General features: G+C 44.7%; 20 protein-coding genes. All 20 read left to right on the forward strand.

Annotation, left to right across the window (positions count from 1 at the left end; all coding sequences use genetic code 11):
• Window positions 1-5: 5 nt before the first annotated feature.
• The 20 genes from JOC95_RS15225 (at window position 6) to lysA (ending at window position 17426) form a co-directional block, all read left to right on the forward strand.
• Entirely contained in the window at window positions 6-1175 is a 1170-nt protein-coding gene (locus JOC95_RS15225) for an endonuclease Q family protein (protein ID WP_204418040.1), read from the forward strand.
• Window positions 1176-1308: 133 nt separating this feature from the next.
• Window positions 1309-1950, forward strand: a complete 642-nt coding sequence (spoIIM, locus tag JOC95_RS15230) for a stage II sporulation protein M (protein WP_204418041.1) — start codon at window positions 1309-1311, stop codon at window positions 1948-1950.
• A 110-nt stretch (window positions 1951-2060) separates the two neighbouring features.
• Entirely contained in the window at window positions 2061-2516 is a 456-nt protein-coding gene (gene fur, locus JOC95_RS15235; protein WP_204418042.1) for a ferric iron uptake transcriptional regulator, read from the forward strand.
• 405 nt (window positions 2517-2921) lie between these two features.
• Window positions 2922-3149 carry a YqzK family protein gene (locus JOC95_RS15240; RefSeq protein WP_204418043.1) on the forward strand — a complete coding sequence of 76 codons (228 nt, stop codon included), beginning with the start codon at window positions 2922-2924 and terminating at the stop codon, window positions 3147-3149.
• Window positions 3150-3155: 6 nt separating this feature from the next.
• Window positions 3156-4046, forward strand: coding sequence for a site-specific tyrosine recombinase XerD (xerD, locus tag JOC95_RS15245; RefSeq protein ID WP_204418044.1), 891 nt, complete (start codon window positions 3156-3158; stop codon window positions 4044-4046).
• 192 nt (window positions 4047-4238) lie between these two features.
• Window positions 4239-5423, forward strand: a complete 1185-nt coding sequence (gene deoB, locus JOC95_RS15250) for a phosphopentomutase (protein ID WP_204418045.1) — start codon at window positions 4239-4241, stop codon at window positions 5421-5423.
• A gap of 12 nt (window positions 5424-5435) precedes the next feature.
• Window positions 5436-6251, forward strand: a complete 816-nt coding sequence (locus JOC95_RS15255; RefSeq protein WP_204418046.1) for a purine-nucleoside phosphorylase — start codon at window positions 5436-5438, stop codon at window positions 6249-6251.
• A gap of 24 nt (window positions 6252-6275) precedes the next feature.
• Window positions 6276-7580 (forward strand): pyrimidine-nucleoside phosphorylase, encoded by a 1305-nt coding sequence (locus JOC95_RS15260; RefSeq protein WP_204418047.1) that lies wholly within the window; start codon window positions 6276-6278, stop codon window positions 7578-7580.
• 386 nt (window positions 7581-7966) lie between these two features.
• Window positions 7967-9130: a D-alanyl-D-alanine carboxypeptidase family protein gene (locus JOC95_RS15265; protein WP_204418048.1), complete on the forward strand. Its 1164-nt coding sequence runs from the start codon at window positions 7967-7969 to the stop codon at window positions 9128-9130.
• 126 nt (window positions 9131-9256) lie between these two features.
• The gene (gene spoIIAA, locus JOC95_RS15270; protein WP_204418049.1) at window positions 9257-9607 is read left to right on the forward strand and encodes an anti-sigma F factor antagonist; all 351 of its coding nucleotides are present in this window, start codon (window positions 9257-9259) and stop codon (window positions 9605-9607) included.
• Window positions 9607-10044 carry an anti-sigma F factor gene (gene spoIIAB / locus JOC95_RS15275; RefSeq protein WP_204418050.1) on the forward strand — a complete coding sequence of 146 codons (438 nt, stop codon included), beginning with the start codon at window positions 9607-9609 and terminating at the stop codon, window positions 10042-10044. The genes spoIIAA and spoIIAB overlap by 1 nt, the downstream gene beginning before the upstream one ends.
• Before the next feature lie 12 nt (window positions 10045-10056).
• A complete protein-coding gene (gene sigF / locus JOC95_RS15280; RefSeq protein WP_204418051.1) occupies window positions 10057-10812 on the forward strand; it encodes an RNA polymerase sporulation sigma factor SigF in 756 nt (251 codons plus the stop codon).
• 147 nt (window positions 10813-10959) lie between these two features.
• Entirely contained in the window at window positions 10960-11580 is a 621-nt protein-coding gene (locus tag JOC95_RS15285) for a stage V sporulation protein AA (protein ID WP_204418052.1), read from the forward strand.
• Window positions 11570-11992: a stage V sporulation protein AB gene (locus JOC95_RS15290; protein WP_204418126.1), complete on the forward strand. Its 423-nt coding sequence runs from the start codon at window positions 11570-11572 to the stop codon at window positions 11990-11992. Before JOC95_RS15285 ends, JOC95_RS15290 begins: the two co-directional genes overlap by 11 nt.
• 14 nt (window positions 11993-12006) lie before the next feature.
• Window positions 12007-12465, forward strand: a complete 459-nt coding sequence (gene spoVAC / locus JOC95_RS15295; RefSeq protein ID WP_204418053.1) for a stage V sporulation protein AC — start codon at window positions 12007-12009, stop codon at window positions 12463-12465.
• A 12-nt stretch (window positions 12466-12477) separates the two neighbouring features.
• Complete coding sequence (gene spoVAD / locus JOC95_RS15300; RefSeq protein WP_204418054.1) at window positions 12478-13488, forward strand: stage V sporulation protein AD; 1011 nt, start codon at window positions 12478-12480, stop codon at window positions 13486-13488.
• Entirely contained in the window at window positions 13488-13838 is a 351-nt protein-coding gene (spoVAE, locus tag JOC95_RS15305; RefSeq protein WP_204418055.1) for a stage V sporulation protein AE, read from the forward strand. Before spoVAD ends, spoVAE begins: the two co-directional genes overlap by 1 nt.
• Window positions 13839-13844: 6 nt before the next feature.
• Window positions 13845-14459 (forward strand): stage V sporulation protein SpoVABEA, encoded by a 615-nt coding sequence (gene spoVAEA / locus JOC95_RS15310; RefSeq protein WP_239582939.1) that lies wholly within the window; start codon window positions 13845-13847, stop codon window positions 14457-14459.
• Entirely contained in the window at window positions 14404-15879 is a 1476-nt protein-coding gene (locus JOC95_RS15315; RefSeq protein ID WP_204418127.1) for a spore germination protein, read from the forward strand. The genes spoVAEA and JOC95_RS15315 overlap by 56 nt, the downstream gene beginning before the upstream one ends.
• A gap of 221 nt (window positions 15880-16100) precedes the next feature.
• Window positions 16101-17426, forward strand: a complete 1326-nt coding sequence (gene lysA, locus JOC95_RS15320) for a diaminopimelate decarboxylase (RefSeq protein WP_204418056.1) — start codon at window positions 16101-16103, stop codon at window positions 17424-17426.
• Window positions 17427-17545 lie beyond the last annotated feature (119 nt).

Raw genomic sequence — 17545 nt, forward strand, 5'->3', positions numbered from 1 at the left:
GGTATATGCAGGACTATTTTGCAGATTTACATATTCATTTGGGATCCACAGTGAGTGGCAACCCAGTAAAAATTACTGCATCCAGAAAAATGACCATCGAGGCGGTAATCGAAGAGGCAAGGCTCCGTAAAGGATTGGATATGATCGGGGTCATCGACTGCCACGTCCCGGAGGTTCTGGTGCAGCTTGGGAATTGGGTGAAGGATGGATTGGCCCTTGAAAAACCCGATGGTGGGATCCAGTTTGGTGAGACTACGCTGATTCTCGGGACAGAACTTGAGGTCCATGATGAAAATTGTCAGGGACTCATTCACGTATTATGCTATTTACCAACCCGTGAAACGATGATCGAATTCTCGCGTTGGCTTAGTGAACGCCTGAAAAATATCACCCTTTCCACCCAACGCGTATATGAAAATGCAGTGGTGATCCAGGAAAAAGTGCGGGACTTGGGTGGACTCTTCATTCCTGCACATGTATTTACCCCTTTTAAAAGCCTTTATGGCAAAGGAGTTGAACGCAGCCTGAAGGAAGTGTTCGATCCCGGACTCATTGATGCGGTGGAGCTCGGATTGAGTGCAAATACCCTAATGGCGAGCGCATTGTCTGAACTGGATCGTTATTTATTTGTCTCCAATTCCGATGCCCATTCTGTCGGGAAAATCGCCCGGGAGTATCAGAAAATCAGGCTGATGGAACCGTCGTTTATAGAATTGAAGGCTGCTCTATCCGAAAGTGATGGTAGAGGGATATCAGCCAATTATGGACTCGATCCCCATCTTGGAAAATACTATCGGACTGCCTGTGAAAATTGTTTGCGTGTGGTGGAAGGCGTGGGTACAGTGGAAGGAAATTGTCCTGATTGCGGCCATGCGCGTATGACCAAGGGCGTTTCTGTACGAATAGAAGAAATTCGTGATCAAGCACAATCCATTAGGAAAAGGCCTCCATACATCCACCAGGTCCCATTGGACTTCATACCTGGACTTGGTCCGAAAACGATGCTTAAGCTGCGTGGTGTGTTTGGATCGGAAATGAAGATTTTGCACGATGCCACGTTTGAAGAGCTTTCAGAAGTTGTCGGGGAAAAAGTCGCTCGATTGATAGTGAAGGCAAGAAATGGGGAATTGAATTTCCATAGCGGCGGCGGTGGCAGGTTTGGCCGTGTGAAATGAATAAAGTTAGAGGTCGGCGGTACTTTTGAACGCCGGCTTTTTTGTAGTTTTCATCCAAAACTTTTATACGTCCGAGTCATACTTCCTGTCCTCTTTCATACAATCTAGTAAGAGAGTGATAGGAGGAACTAGGATGAAAAAACAGTCGCGCTTTTCCAATATACTAGGGCATTTAAAAGAACACTCCTCTTTATACTTGTTTACAGTCGTGCTTTTTTTTATGGGAGTGATATTCGGGGCCATTGTCGTCAACAGCATGAATTTTACGCAAAAGCAGGACCTGCTGGTTTACTTGAACCGCTTTTTCGGACAAGTCGCAGAAGGACAGTTTGCAAGTGCGAAGGATATATTCTTTCAGAGCTATTTTCATAATGTGAAATACGTATTGTTGATGTGGGTGTTAGGGATTTCCATCATAGGATTGCCGGTCATTTTGATATTATTGTTCTTAAAAGGGGTAGTAGTGGGATTTACGGTCGGCTTTTTGGTGAACCAATTAAGCTGGGAGGGCTTTTTGCTTTCCTTCGTATCGATTCTGCCGCAGAACATGATTGCCATCCCGGCGTACATCATCATCGGGACTTTGTCTGTGGCCTTTTCATTAAAAATGATTCGCCAGCAGTTCGTAAAAAGAATACAGGAGCCATTTTTTCAGCAATTCTTAAGATACAGCCTCGCGATGGGATGCATCTGCCTGTTGCTCATCCCGGCATCGTTCATAGAAGCAGTTGCTTCCCCGGTATTTATGAAATCTGTCATCTCTATGTTAAAGTAATTGTTATATAAAAATTACTATTATGTGTTATTTGTAATAATTATATTTTCTTTGACAGTTCTCTCCCTATTCGATAAAATAAAATGGTATAGCGAGGGAGGGAACAAGTTATGGAAGACAGAATCGAACGGATTAAAACGCAGCTACATTCCGCGAGCTATAAGCTAACTCCTCAACGGGAATCAACTGTCCGTGTATTATTGGAGCATGAAGAGGATCATTTAAGTGCGGAAGATGTATACCTCCTCGTAAAAGAAAAGTCCCCTGAAATCGGACTTGCTACCGTTTATCGAACTTTAGAGCTTCTTACAGAATTGAAAATAGTGGATAAAATAAATTTTGGCGATGGCGTGTCCCGATATGACTTGAGACAAGAGGGAGCAAAGCATTTCCATCATCATCTAGTTTGTATAGAGTGTGGCGCAGTGGATGAAATCCAGGATGACCTATTGGAAGATGTGGAAGCAATCGTAGAGCGTGATTGGAAATTCAAAATCAAGGATCACCGCCTTACATTCCACGGAATCTGCCACCGCTGCCAAGATCCCGATAATCCAGAAGAATAAAACCGGCATACATAATTGAAATGTCCCAAGGCTATGGCTTTGGGGCATTTTTGATTCTAAAGATATTTAAGAATTGGTATATTCTATATCGTCGTCAGCTGTTGATTGGAGCGCAAGTCGGAGACTCCTCGAAAATGCGAGCATTTTCTTCGTGCGATGTATCGCTGCCGCAGCATTCCTTGTCCTGCGGGAGAAGCGGAGTAAGGGAGACCCCGCAGGCTCAAGCCGAGGAGGCTCCATACCCGCCCGCGTGTCGCTGCGACTTGTGCGGAAATCAACAGCGGATTTAAAAGTGCAAATTTATTCTACAACCTCCCAAAACCATGTATAAAAGCCTGATAAATTGTCATACCTTCTAATAAGACAAGTTATTCGGAAAAATTGCAGGTTGGAGGTTCGTAATACATGAAGAATATAATGGAAACATGCTATAATACATTTAAAGTATTTATATTATTTACCGGCTGCACGGTGCTATTTTACTATGGCATCATGTGGGTCAATCAGGAATATCAGAATTACCACCGCTATGACGAGCCGGAGGGGGCTGCGGTGAAAGTGACAAAAATGATAGAGGAGAAGGATGAGAGCTGGATACAGCGTTTATTGTTTTTCTATCATTACGGGGAGTAGAGTGGCGTGCAGGATCATTTAAAGGATTTTATGCATTATTTGGTAGTGGAGAAGGGTTTGGCAGATAATACGATTGTGTCCTATGAACGTGACTTGAAAGCATATATTCTATATATCAGCAAGGTGGAGGAGGTCGCAACACTCGATCATGTGACTCGGGCGACCATAGTCCAATTTTTAAAGTTCCTACATGAAAAAGGAAAGTCTTCAAAAACCATATCGAGGCATATTGCTTCAATACGCTCTTTTCACCAATTTTTGTTGCGGGAAAAAGTGACAACACAGGATCCGACTGTACATATCGACCGTCCCAAGACGGAGCAAAAGCTGCCACAGGTCTTATCGGTTGATGAGGTGCAGGCCCTTTTGGATTCACCAGATTCAAGTAAGGAAATCGGAATCAGGGATAAAGCGATGCTTGAGCTGTTGTATGCAACGGGTATGCGTGTGTCGGAGCTGATTTCCCTTAATCTGAGTGATGTCCATTTAACGATGGGATTTGTCAGATGTATCGGGAAAGGGAACAAAGAACGGATCATTCCCCTTGGAAAATTAGCACAACAGGCGGTCCATACTTATATAGAAGAAAGTAGAAGCCGACTGAAAAAGAAAAAGAGCACAGAAGCATTATTTTTGAATCATCATGGAAACAGGTTGACAAGGCAAGGATACTGGAAAATCCTCAAAAAGCTCTCCAAAGAGGCGGGAATCGAGAAGGATCTTACCCCTCATACATTGAGGCATTCCTTTGCAACACATCTTTTGGAAAATGGGGCAGATCTCAGGGCGGTCCAGGAGATGCTCGGTCATGCGGATATTTCCACAACACAGATTTATACACACGTTACAAAGACTCGAATGAAGGATGTCTACAGCATGTATCATCCAAGAGCATAAAGGCTGGTTGTCAGAACAGTCTTTTTTTTATTTTTTGATTGCAAGACTGAAAGCGCTTGTTTATACTGAGGAAAGAGGTCAGACTTCTGACAAATCAAGTTGGTATTTCTTATGGTTATCCTCTTAAAAAGAGGGGAAAATACCTAGGACAAAAAACATGAGTTTGAAATAGCTTTTATAGGAGGTTATCAAATGAGTTCTTATACATATAAAAGAGTGTTCCTAGTCGTGATGGACTCTGTTGGAATCGGGGAAGCGCCTGATGCAGAGAAGTTCGGTGACAAGGGTGCAGATACATTGGGACATATTGCTGAGCGTATGAATGGGCTGAATATGCCAAACATGGCGAAGCTTGGCCTAAGCAATATCGAACAAGTGCAAGGTGTTGAAAAGGCAGCCAAGCCGCTTGCTTTCTATACGAAGATGGAAGAGGCATCAAGCGGAAAGGATACAATGACTGGTCACTGGGAAATCATGGGTCTTCGCATCGATACGCCTTTTCAAGTATTCCCTGAAGGATTCCCTGATGAGCTGATTCAGGAGCTTGAAGAGAAGACAGGCAGAAAAGTGATCGGGAACATCCCGGCATCCGGAACGGAAATCCTTGATCAATTAGGAAAAGAGCACATGGATACCGGTGCATTGATCGTTTACACCTCTGCTGATTCTGTACTGCAAATTGCAGCACATGAAGGTGTCGTTCCGATCGAGGAGCTGTATGACATTTGTAAAATTGCCCGCGAAATGACACTGGATGAAAAATATATGGTTGGAAGAATCATTGCGCGTCCTTTCGAAGGAGAGCCTGATAATTTCAAGCGTACATCCAATCGACATGACTATGCATTAAAGCCTTTCGAGCGTACTGTCATGAACGAAATGAAGGACAGCGGCTTTGATGTAATCTCCATCGGTAAGATCTCGGACATCTTTGACGGTGAGGGTGTAACAAAATCCCTTCGCACCGTTTCCAATATGGATGGCATGGATAAGCTTATGGATACAGTTGAAATGGACTTCACTGGGCTCAGCTTCTTGAACCTTGTTGACTTTGATGCGGTCTACGGACATAGAAGAGATCCGGAAGGCTACGGAAAAGCATTGGAAGAATTCGATGCACGTCTTCCTGAAGTATTATCCAACATGCGTGAGGATGACCTACTGATCATCACAGCGGACCACGGAAATGATCCAACCTTCCCTGGTACTGACCATACACGTGAATATGTGCCACTATTGGTGTACACTCCACGAAAAGCAGAAGGAAAAGAATTGGAGATCCGAAAGACATTTGCTGATATCGGTGCAACAGTTGCGGATAACTTTAATACAAAAATGCCTAAGCACGGAAAAAGCTTCTTATCAGACTTAAACTAGGGGGAACCTTTCATGAACGTAGCTGCTATCAAACAATCTGCTGATTATATTTCAGCCAAAATCAAGAACCAACCGGTAATCGGACTTATTTTGGGATCAGGACTCGGCGTACTAGCGGAAGAAATCCAGAATCCTATCACCATTCCATACGGAGAAATCCCTGAATTCCCGGTATCCACAGTTGAAGGGCATGCAGGTCAATTGGTAATCGGAGAGCTTGAAGGAAAAACAGTCATTGCGATGCAAGGTCGCTTCCATTTTTATGAAGGCTATTCCATGGACAAAGTTACATTCCCTGTCCGTGTCATGAAATACCTTGGTGTGGAAAAGCTGATCGTGACCAACGCTGCTGGCGGAGTGAATGAAAGCTTTGAAGCCGGTGACTTGATGCTATTGACGGACCATATCAATAACATGGGCACGAACCCGCTGATCGGACCGAACCTCAATGAGCTTGGGGCGCGCTTCCCGGATATGTCCGAGCCTTATTGCAAGGAATTGCGTAAGCTTGCAAAGGACGTAGCAGCAGAAATCGGACTTAAGGTACAAGAAGGGGTATACGTAGGAAACACAGGACCTTCCTACGAAACTCCTGCAGAGGTAAGAATGCTTCGTACATTAGGCGGAGACGCTGTTGGAATGTCCACTGTACCTGAAGTGATCATTGCCCGTCACAGCGGAATGAAAGTGCTTGGCATCTCTTGCATCTCCAACATGGCAGCAGGAATCCTTGACCAGCCATTAACGCATGATGAAGTGATGGAAACAACGGAAATGGTAAAAGCCAACTTCCTGCAATTCGTAAAAACAATCATCAAAGGTATGTAATTCTAAAATAGAGGTGTTTTTGAGATGAGAATGGTAGACGTTATTGAAAAGAAACGTGACGGAAAAGAACTGACAACCGAAGAAATCCAATTCGTCGTAAAAGGGTTCACAGACGGTTCGATCCCTGACTATCAAATGAGTGCTTTTGCAATGGCAACTTATTTCAAGGGAATGAGCGATCAGGAGCGAGCGGACCTTACAATGGCAATGGTTCACTCCGGTGATACGATCGACCTTTCTGCGATTGAAGGAATCAAGGTCGACAAGCACAGCACAGGAGGAGTCGGCGATACGACTACGCTCGTATTGGCTCCACTAGTAGCTGCAGTTGGCGTTCCTGTTGCAAAAATGTCCGGACGCGGTCTAGGGCACACTGGCGGCACAATCGATAAGCTTGAAGCAGTTCCTGGCTTCCACGTTGAAATCGACAATCAAGAGTTCATTGATTATGTGAACAAGAACAAGGTTGCCGTAATCGGACAGAGTGGAAACCTGACTCCTGCCGACAAAAAGCTTTACGCCCTTCGTGATGTAACAGCTACAGTCAACAGCATCCCATTGATTGCAAGCTCTATCATGAGCAAGAAAATCGCTGCAGGTGCAGACGCAATCGTACTCGATGTGAAAACAGGTGCAGGCGCGTTCATGAAGGATCTGGACGAAGCGAAAAAGCTTGCAAAAGCAATGGTGGATATCGGAAACAATGTTGGCCGCAGAACAATGGCAGTCATCTCCGACATGAGCCAGCCGCTTGGCTACGCTATCGGTAATGCTTTGGAAATCAAAGAAGCGATCGATACCCTTCGCGGAAAAGGGCCGAAAGATCTGGAAGAGCTTTGCTTGGTTCTAGGAAGCTACATGGTCCTTTTGGCAGAGAAGGCTTCCACATTGGAAGAAGCACGTGGGATGCTTGAAGAAGTAATCCGTTCCGGTGCTGCAATCGAAACGTTGAAAACATTCCTTGAAGCGCAAGGAGGGGACTCGTCTGTTGTCGACAACCCGGAAAAAATGCCACAGGCTAAATACGTGGTAGAATTGGAAGCAAAAGAAGCTGGCGTTGTCTCCGAAATCGTTGCGGACTCTGTTGGAACAGCAGCAATGCTTCTAGGTGCTGGCCGTGCAACGAAGGAATCTGAAATCGACTTGGCTGTAGGTATCGTCCTTCGCAAGAAGATCGGTGACAAAGTGGAGGCAGGGGAATCACTTGCAACCATCCACAGTAACCAGGAAGACATGGTGAAAGTCAAAGAAAAGCTTTATGAAAGCATCAAAGTGGTATCCGGTGACGTAACAGTTCCGCCGCTTGTTTATGATACAATTTCCGAATAATACTGTGTATTTCAGCTCCCATTACGGTGGGGGCTTTTTTTTATGATTTCCTTTTATAAGGTACTTTTGACCAATGATAGAACCAGATTATGAGGACCATTATGATACTGATTGATATATTTTCTATCCACCTGACCTCCTTATCACCTATAAATTGCCACGCTGAGGACAAAATAAAAAATATCATCGGGAATTTGATATCTTCCTTCAAGCTAGCTCCTCCTCCGAAAAATTAATTAGAATATCATTTTAACATAAATATCCATTTTGCATTATTCTTTCTAACACCACTTACCAAAAATAATTTCATCCTCTACCAAATCTTAGTATAAAACGTTTCTTTATGGAAAAAATGTGAAGTATGGAAAAAGAATGGAGGTATTAGGATGAAAAAGTTTGGAAGTGCCATAATTGCCATTGCTTTTGCTTTTTCCGCATTCAGCCCACTGGCACAGGCGGAAGAAAAAAGTGTTCAACTTACTGAAAATGCAAGATCTGCAATATTGATTGAGCGGGATACAGGACAGGTTCTTTATGAGAAAAACGGACAGGAGAAATTGCCTCCTGCCAGTATGACCAAGATCATGACGATGCTGTTGATTATGGAAGCGGTGGATGAAGGCAAACTTACTTGGGACGAAAAGATCCGTACAAGTGAACATGCTGCCTCCATGGGTGGCTCCCAGATTTTCCTGGAGCCGGGCGAAGAGATGACGACAGATGAAATGCTGCGAGGCATTGCCATAGCATCCGGAAATGATGCTTCTGTTGCAATGGCAGAACGAATTGCCGGATCAGAGCAGGCATTCGTAGAAAAAATGAATATGAAAGCGAAGGAACTCGGACTCGAAAATACCCTGTTTCAAAATCCGACCGGGCTTCCAGCCAAGAATCATTATAGTACTGCCGCAGATATGGCTGTCATGGCAAAAGAACTATTGAAATACGAAGCTATTACCAAATATACCGGACAATACGAGGATTTTCTTCGTCAAAATACTGAAAAGAAGTTCTGGTTAGTGAACACGAATAAGCTTGTTAGATTTTACCCTGGTGTTGATGGTGTAAAAACGGGCTTTACACAAGAAGCAAAATATTGCTTAACCGCAACTGCAAAGAAGGATAACATGCGCGTGATTGCAGTCGTGTTCGGCGCACCGACACCAAAGGACCGTAATGCGCAGATTACCAATATGCTTGATTTTGCGTTCAGCCATTATAAAACGCATCCGATGTTCGAGCGCAATGTGGAAGTGGCCAAGGTAAAAGTAAGCAAAGGTTCAAAAAAGGAACTGGAAGCTGTAACAAGTGAACCAATCTCCGTCCTCACTAAAAAAGGGGAGAAAGTGGATGATGTGGTCAAGGAAATCAAGGTCGACATGAAGCTTCAGGCTCCGATCAATAAAGGCGATAAGGTTGGTACCATCGTCCTGAAAAAAGGGGATAAGGTTTTATCGGAAAGTGACCTTGTTGCTGGTTCAGACAGTCTTGAAGCTAGCTGGTGGCAGCTGTTCAAGCGTTCCATGGGTCATTTTACAAAATCTGACTGATGAGATTTATGACGGTTTTACACACTCTTTAGCGAATAAACACTAGTTTTGTCCATAAGCAGGAATCTGCTATAGAAAAATAGAAATTGACTCACTGAACGATGATTCCACAAGGAGGAAAGTACAGTGAGTCTTACCGTTGATTTGGAAGTAAAACAGAATGTCCTTTGTATACGATTAGCAGGAGAATTAGATCACCATACTGCTGAGAATTTGCGAGAACAAGCTTCAAGTATCATCGAGAAGCATAATATTTCTCATATCATCTTGAACTTGGAGCAATTGGCATTCATGGATAGCTCCGGTTTGGGTGTCATTTTAGGCAGATATAAACAGATAAAAAGCCATGGCGGGGAAATGGTGGTCTGCTCCATCTCACCGGCAGTCAAGCGATTGTTTGAAATGTCCGGCTTGTTTAAGATCATCCGCCTGGAAGAAAGCGAAGAAAATGCTTTGCAGAAATTGGGGGTGGCATAATGAGAAATCAGATGCACCTTGAGTTTTCTGCACTCAGTCAAAACGAGTCTTTTGCCAGGGTAACTGTAGCAGCATTCATCATGCAGCTCGATCCGACCATGGATGAGCTGACTGAAATCAAGACGGTAGTCTCTGAAGCGGTAACAAACGCCATCATTCATGGATATGACAATGATCCCAATGCCACTGTTTATATTTCAGTAGAACTGGAGGATGGTGCCGTACATATCACCATCAAAGATGAAGGCATGGGAATTGAAGATGTGGAGGAAGCTAGACAGCCGCTATATACTACTAAGCCTGAGCTCGAGCGTTCTGGTATGGGTTTTACCATTATGGAAAACTTTATGGATAATGTAGACATTCACTCCACGAATAAAGGCACCTCGATCCGTATGACCAAGTATCTAGCCAAGAGCAAAGCGCTTTGCAATTAAGGAGCTAAGCCTATGGATGTGGAGGTCAAAAACGAAACGCAAACTTACTTAAAAGATCATGAAGTGAAAGAACTGATCAAAAGGAGCCAAGACGGCGAACAAGAGGCACGTGACCTGATTGTCTCAAAGAACATGAGGCTTGTCTGGTCTGTGGTTCAACGTTTTATGAATAGAGGCTACGAGCCTGATGACCTGTTTCAAATCGGGTGCATCGGATTATTGAAGTCAGTGGATAAGTTTGACCTTTCTTATGATGTGAAGTTCTCCACCTATGCGGTACCGATGATCATCGGAGAAATTCAACGCTTCATTCGCGATGATGGGAGTGTGAAGGTAAGCCGTTCCCTGAAAGAGGTCGCGAATAAAATCAGAAAAGCCAAAGATGAATTATCCAAGCGTTATGGCCGCGTACCTACGATCAACGAAATCGCAGAATTCCTTGAGATTACGGCAGAGGAAGTGGTGCTTGCCCAAGAGGCAGCAAGGGCCCCTTCATCGATTCATGAAACCGTCTATGAAAATGACGGTGATCCAATCACCCTGCTCGATCAGATTGCAGACCATTCGGAAAACAGATGGTTTGATAAGATTGCTTTGAAGGAAGCGATAGAAGAGTTGGATGAAAGGGAAAAGCTGATCGTCTACCTGCGTTATTACAAGGACCAGACACAGACGGAGGTCGCACAGCGACTTGGTATTTCCCAGGTACAGGTTTCAAGGCTCGAGAAAAAAATACTGGTACAAATGAAGGACCGTATGGATGAGTGACATTCTCCGTACGGTTTTTTTGTTTTAAAAATCCCCAAATCATCTATGTGGTAATTCTCCCCATTATTTTTTCCTTTGCATGGTAATTCTCCCACTAACCCATACTACATATACACAACAATAATGTATTTCGGGATGTGTTCGGAGATGGATAAAATCTTGTATATTCGTATGCGCCATCGTATTCAAGCCCGTCCTAACCAGACCATCACAATCGGGGATGTCGGGCAGCTTGTAGGGGACGACGAGGTGGTAAGTCAGGTCAGTGGGATAGCCATCCACCAAGTGAACAGAAGCGATAAGTCCATTGTGGTCCTTGATATCATGCGGGTATTAAAGGAGTTGCGAAAAGCGGACAGTGAACTGGATGTGCAAACTGTCGGGCCTGCACAGACAATTGTAGAAATTGTCTATAAAACGAAACAGTTCCGGCCGATGTTTTTTGCAGCGGTCTGGCTCCTTCTCTTTCTGGGTGCAGCATTGGCCATCATGAATTTCCATGAGGATGTCAGCATGAGGATAGTCCACCAGAAAATTTTCAAGACGATAACAGGACTCGATGATGACAAACCGCTTCTCCTGCAGATCCCATATTCCATCGGATTGGGGCTCGGTATGATCTTGTTCTTTAACCACGTTTTTAGAAAGCGGATTAACGAAGAGCCGAGTCCGCTTGAAGTGGAGATGTTCAACTATCAGCAGGATTTAGATATGTATGTCATCATGCATGAAAATAAAGAAAGCTCCAAACAGACAGATGACCATTAGTATCATATTTGTCGTATTTCTTGGACTGGCAGGAGGGCTTGCGGTAGGTTCGGGTTTTGTGGCATTTCTTGCAGTACTCGGAATCATCCCGAGATTAACCCAGTTGACCAAAACTACCAAGTTCGTATTCAGCTATGAGTGGGGTGTCATTGGTGGTGCTTTGTTCGGCAGTTGGATCAGTTTGAATCATGTGTCGTTTCACCTTCCGGCCATCGTAGCTGTTCCAATAGGGCTTTTCTGCGGAGTATTTGTAGGGTTGCTTGCCGCGGCTTTGACGGAGGTGCTCAATGTACTGCCGATTCTTGCAAAACGGATCGGGGTGGATGGGCAGATGGCCATCTTGTTGATGGCGATAGTTTTTGGAAAAATACTAGGCTCACTTTATCACTGGCTGGTTTTTGTGGACTTATGAAAGGAGATGCAGGAATGAGTGGAAAGATAAAAGATAACTATAAAGAAAATATCAAAAAGTATCAGCCCAAGCCGCCTTATATGTTGAATTGCATCAAAGCATTCCTTGTCGGGGGACTGATATGCATGTTTGGCCAAGCTGTCCAGAACTTCTATATAAATGTATTCGATTTTTCGGAAAAACAGGCAGGTAATCCAACAGTTGCAACCCTTATTCTTTTTTCAGCACTATTGACCGGCTTTGGCATCTACGATAAAATCGGGCAATTTGCAGGAGCGGGTTCTGCAGTACCGGTTACAGGCTTTGCCAATTCAATGACGAGCGCGGCGATGGAACATCGTAGTGAAGGCTTGGTGCTTGGAGTGGCAACGAACATGTTCAAGCTTGCAGGGAGTGTCATCGTGTTTGGGGTAGTGGCTGCCTATGTGGTCGGCTTCCTGCGTTATCTTTTTAGCATGAGTTTCACAGGATAAGGGGGGATAAAATTGAGAATCGTCGGCAAACAAACTTGGGTTTTTCAAAATCCGGTCTATTTGACTGCATCCGGTACAGCTGTAGGTCCGAAAGAGGCGGACGGTCCATTAGGTGTTCATTTTGACCACACCTATAAAGAGCTTCATTGCGGTGAGGACAATTGGGAGCTTGCAGAGCGCAGATTGATGGAGCAATCGATTCAGGCTTGCTTGGGGAAAGTGAATCTTGAATACAAGGATATCGATTTTTTCCTCGCTGGTGATCTATTGAATCAGAATGTCACAGCAAACTATGTTGCCAGACACCATCAGATCCCATTTCTTTGTATGTTCGGCGCCTGCTCAACCTCGATGGAAACTTTGGCAGTCGCATCAGCGCTTGTAGATGGAGGCTTTGCCAATCGTGTTTTGGCTTCCACTAGCAGTCATAACGCCACAGCAGAGCGGCAGTTCCGATATCCGACTGAATATGGCGGACAAAAACCGGATTCAGCGACATTTACGGTTACAGGAGCAGGGACAGCCCTTGTCAGCAAGGAACCGAGTCAAGTGAAGATAACCTCTGCAACGATCGGCAGGGTGATGGACCTTGGAATTACGAATCCATTCGATATGGGATCGGCAATGGCACCAGCAGCGGCGGATACCATCCAGGCGCATTTTCAGGACCTCCAAATTCAGCCTGATGTATACGATTTGATTGTCACAGGCGACCTGTCCGGTGTAGGAAGTCCCATACTAAAAGAAATGTTAAAAGAAGAAGGCTATGATGTTTCTACCATCCATACAGATTGCGGACTGATGATTTTCAGGCCTGACCAGGAAGTTTTTGCAGGAGGAAGCGGCTGTGGCTGTTGTGCAGTTGTCACTTATGGGCATCTATTGAATGAATTGAAAAATGGAACATATAACAAAATACTCGTTGTCGCGACAGGTGCCCTGCTCAGCCCTACCATGATCCAGCAGAAAGAATCGATACCGACCATTGCACATGGTGTTGTATTGGAGAGGGTGAGTGGCTGATGGAATACTTCATCGCATTTGTTGTAGGCGGACTCATTTGTGTGGTTGGCCAAATCCTATTAGACTTTGCCAAACTGACTCCTGCCCACGTAATGAGCACTTTTGTGGTCATAGGTGCGATCCTGGATGGATTCGGACTGTATGATAAGTTCATTGATTTTGCCGGAGCTGGTGCCACAGTCCCTATCACCAGTTTTGGTCACTCCTTGCTGCATGGTGCGATGCATCAGGCAGATAAACATGGATTGGTCGGGATAGGAATGGGAATATTTGAATTAACTTCAGCGGGTATTTCCGCGGCCATTCTTTTTGCTTTTCTTGTGGCAATAATCTTCAAGCCGAAGGGATAGTTCATCATGATAAAAAAACGGGTCATTCTAGTCACGGACGGGGATGTGTACGCGAAAAAAACCATTCAATATGTTGCCAAGCACTACGGCGGCCGATGTATTTCCAGTTCATTCGGCAATCCTACCCTTTTAAGCGGGGAAGAGATAGTCCAATTGATCCTGAAAGCGAAATCGGAGCCTGTCTTTGTCATGTTTGATGACAGTGGTTATCTTGGTGAAGGTGCAGGGGAGGTTGCCTTGAAGCATGTCGCCACCCATCCGCAAGTGGACGTTTTGGGGGTAATAGCGGTTGCTTCCAAGACCCATCAATCAGAATGGACGAAAGTGAATGTCACCGTAGATCGTGATTTACAGGTATCCCACTTCGGCGTTGATAAAAGTGGTATCCAGGAGATGGATATCGGAAGAATTAATGGTGATACCGTATATTGCCTTGATACCATCAAAGTTCCCATCATCGTAGGAATTGGCGATATTGGAAAAATGGCACGTAAAGATGATGTGAAAAACGGTGCCCCCATTACCAGTAAAGCTGTCGAAATCATTTTAGAGAGGAATGGGTATGATGTCTCACAATGGAATGGAAAAAATTCCGATTTCACCGAAACTGACGACGAATGAGAAATTTTTCAAAGATAAGGTTGGCTTGAATGAAAGTTTTGATCTTGGCGTAAGGAAAATCACGGTCCTGGGAAAGGAACTCAATATCTATTATGTCAATGGGTTATGTGATACTAGCTATATCATTGAATTGCTCGAGGAACTGGTACACCTCAATGATGTGGAAAGAAGGTCAAGTAAGGTAAAAGAAATCGTCCATAACCGCCTTGTTCATCAACAGGTCGAAAGCATCGAATATCTCGATGAAGTGGTGGATCAGGTTCTAAGTGGTCTCATCGTCGTACTACTGGAAGGGGAGGATAGTGGGTTTGTCATTGACACACGATCCTATCCGGGAAGGAATCCTGAAGAGCCCGACACAGAAAAAGTCGTACGCGGTGCACGTGATGGCTATGTGGAAAACATCATCGTCAATACAGCCTTAACCCGTCGAAGAATCCGTGATGAGCGCCTTCGGAATGAAATTTTCCAGATCGGCGAACGTTCCAAAACCGATATATGCCTTTCCTACATAAAAGATGTGGCAGATCCGGATCTGGTGGATGTCGTTCGAAAAGAAGTGAAAAGCATCAATATTGATGGACTTACCATGGCGGATAAAACCGTTGAGGAGTTTCTTGTTAAACAAGGATTCAATCCATATCCGCTTGTCCGGTTCACTGAACGTCCCGATGTTGCTGCGACCCATCTGCTCGAGGGACATGTAATCATCATGGTCGATACATCCCCAAGTGTCATTATCACTCCCACGACCTTTTTCCATCATGTTCAGCATGTGGAGGAGTATCGCCAGTCGCCAGCAGTGGGTACATTTGTCCGATGGGTCCGTTTCTTAGGTATCTTTGCATCCCTATTCCTTTTGCCGCTCTGGTTCTTAATGATTTTGGAGCCGGATATGCTGCCTGAAGCGATAAGTTTTGTCGGGCCAAATGAACAATCCAATATCCCCGTTGTGATTCAGATATTCCTCGCAGATATCGGGATAGAGTTCCTGCGGCTTGCCGCCATCCATACACCGACAGCCCTTTCAACGGCCATGGGCTTGATTGCGGCAGTATTGATCGGGCAAATCGCGATAGACGTCGGCTTATTTGTACCTGAAGTCATATTATATGTTGCAGTGGCAGCAATCGGATCCTTTACGACTCCAAGCTATGAGTTGAGCGTGGCAAATAAAATTGTCCGTTTGATTCTATTGGCTCTTGTAGCCATCTTCCATGCACCGGGATTAGTTGTCGGTGTGACGGCATTCATCCTATTCCTGGCTGGTACACGTTCTTTGAACACGCCATATTTATGGCCATTTCTCCCGTTCAGCCCTAAGGCGCTATTTATGATCCTGATCAGAAGGGCAACCCCTGGAGCAAAAGTCAGACCAAGCATCGTTCATCCTAAAAATCGCTTCAGGCAGCCTCAATAAATAAGAGAGTAGTAAGAATATTCGCTTGATAGGGCTAAATAGATGTGGTAGAGTTTATTTAAATAAAGAGCTAAAGGATTATTAGAAACAGCTAAAGAGTTCTGTTTAGCTGTTTTTTTTCATATGCAGGGCGAGTATCCCTTACTGTTTGGACTAATTCGGAATAAGGTATGGTACAACATCTGCTACATAATAGACTATTGTCAGAGGAGAAACGGAATATGTACTTTCATGGAACGAGCCAGGTAAATGATAGAGGACATTTGGAAATAGGAGGAGTGGATACGATCGAGCTTGCACATCAGTATGGCACTCCGTTATATGTATATGATGTTGCACTGATCAGGGAGAGAGCAAGGGGCTTTCAAACCACTTTCAAAAACATGGGTGTTAAGGCGCAGGTTGCTTATGCCAGTAAAGCTTTTTCTTCCATTGCGATGTTCCAGCTGGCAAAGGAAGAGGGGCTTTCCCTTGACGTAGTATCCGGTGGGGAGCTATTTACAGCACTAGTTGCAGATTTTCCGGTTGAACGCATCCATTTCCACGGCAATAACAAAAGCTATGAGGAGCTTGAGATGGCTGTCCAGAAAAAGATAGGCTGCGTAGTGGTGGATAACTTCCTCGAACTTGACCTCCTGCAGGAGATTTGTGAAAAAAATGATTACATCATGCCTATTTTATTAAGGGTGACGCCAGGAATCGAGGCGCATACACATGATTATATATTGACTGGCCAGGAAGATTCAAAATTCGGCTTTGATTTACAGAGTGGCCAGGCAAAGGAAGCGATGGAGATTGCGGTTAAAAGATCTCATCTAGACATATTGGGCATCCACTGTCATATTGGATCTCAGATTTTTGAAACGACAGGGTTCAAAATGGCTGCAGAAAAATTGTTCGATACTTTGAAAGAGTGGAAAGAGGAGAGCGGTTTTGAAGCACGCGTGGTGAATCTTGGCGGCGGCTTTGGTATCCGCTATACAGAGGAGGACAGTCCGATCCCGGTTTCCCGATATGTAGAGGAAATCATCGGTGATGTTCAAACCCATGTTAAAAAATTGAATATGAAGATGCCTGAGATCTGGATAGAGCCAGGCCGCTCTTTGGTAGGGGATGCAGGCACAACCATCTATTCTGTCGGGTCCAAAAAGGAAATTCCGAACATCCGCCAGTATTTGGCCATAGACGGAGGGATGAGCGACAATATCCGTCCAGCGCTTTATCAGGCGAAATATGAAGCGGTACTTGCAAACCGTGTGAATGATAAAGCTGAGGAAACCGTCTCGATCGCGGGGAAATGCTGTGAGTCCGGGGATATGCTGATATGGGACCTACCATTGCCAAAGGCGAACCACGAAGACTATCTCGCAGTATTCTGTACAGGTGCATACGGCTATTCCATGGCAAACAATTATAACCGCATCACTAGACCAGCCGTGGTGTTTGTCGAAGACGGGGAAGCACAGCTTGTCATCAAACGGGAGTCCTTCGAGGATCTCATAAGATTGGACCTGCCGTTTCAGTCTAAGTCTAAGATATTGAAATAATTGGATAGGACCACCACTGGACATTTTTGTTCGGGGGTGGTCCTTTTTTCCCGCTCTTGGACGAAGAGGGCTCCATCTACGAACATTCTCCCGACAAACGCACCATCTCGCTTTCCTTT

It is taken from the genome of Sutcliffiella tianshenii (assembly GCF_016908565.1).
Taxonomy (GTDB): Bacteria; Bacillota; Bacilli; order Bacillales; family Bacillaceae_I; genus Sutcliffiella_A; species Sutcliffiella_A tianshenii.

Coding starts and splice junctions, on each gene's coding strand:
- JOC95_RS15225 (WP_204418040.1), top strand. CDS start 6: ATGCAGGACTATTTTGCAGATTTACATATTCATTTGGGATCCACAGTG.
- spoIIM (WP_204418041.1), top strand. CDS start 1,309: ATGAAAAAACAGTCGCGCTTTTCCAATATACTAGGGCATTTAAAAGAA.
- fur (WP_204418042.1), top strand. CDS start 2,061: ATGGAAGACAGAATCGAACGGATTAAAACGCAGCTACATTCCGCGAGC.
- JOC95_RS15240 (WP_204418043.1), top strand. CDS start 2,922: ATGAAGAATATAATGGAAACATGCTATAATACATTTAAAGTATTTATA.
- deoB (WP_204418045.1), top strand. CDS start 4,239: ATGAGTTCTTATACATATAAAAGAGTGTTCCTAGTCGTGATGGACTCT.
- JOC95_RS15255 (WP_204418046.1), top strand. CDS start 5,436: ATGAACGTAGCTGCTATCAAACAATCTGCTGATTATATTTCAGCCAAA.
- JOC95_RS15260 (WP_204418047.1), top strand. CDS start 6,276: ATGAGAATGGTAGACGTTATTGAAAAGAAACGTGACGGAAAAGAACTG.
- JOC95_RS15265 (WP_204418048.1), top strand. CDS start 7,967: ATGAAAAAGTTTGGAAGTGCCATAATTGCCATTGCTTTTGCTTTTTCC.
- spoIIAB (WP_204418050.1), top strand. CDS start 9,607: ATGAGAAATCAGATGCACCTTGAGTTTTCTGCACTCAGTCAAAACGAG.
- sigF (WP_204418051.1), top strand. CDS start 10,057: ATGGATGTGGAGGTCAAAAACGAAACGCAAACTTACTTAAAAGATCAT.
- JOC95_RS15285 (WP_204418052.1), top strand. CDS start 10,960: ATGGATAAAATCTTGTATATTCGTATGCGCCATCGTATTCAAGCCCGT.
- JOC95_RS15290 (WP_204418126.1), top strand. CDS start 11,570: ATGACCATTAGTATCATATTTGTCGTATTTCTTGGACTGGCAGGAGGG.
- spoVAC (WP_204418053.1), top strand. CDS start 12,007: ATGAGTGGAAAGATAAAAGATAACTATAAAGAAAATATCAAAAAGTAT.
- spoVAE (WP_204418055.1), top strand. CDS start 13,488: ATGGAATACTTCATCGCATTTGTTGTAGGCGGACTCATTTGTGTGGTT.
- spoVAEA (WP_239582939.1), top strand. CDS start 13,845: ATGATAAAAAAACGGGTCATTCTAGTCACGGACGGGGATGTGTACGCG.
- JOC95_RS15315 (WP_204418127.1), top strand. CDS start 14,404: ATGTCTCACAATGGAATGGAAAAAATTCCGATTTCACCGAAACTGACG.
- lysA (WP_204418056.1), top strand. CDS start 16,101: ATGTACTTTCATGGAACGAGCCAGGTAAATGATAGAGGACATTTGGAA.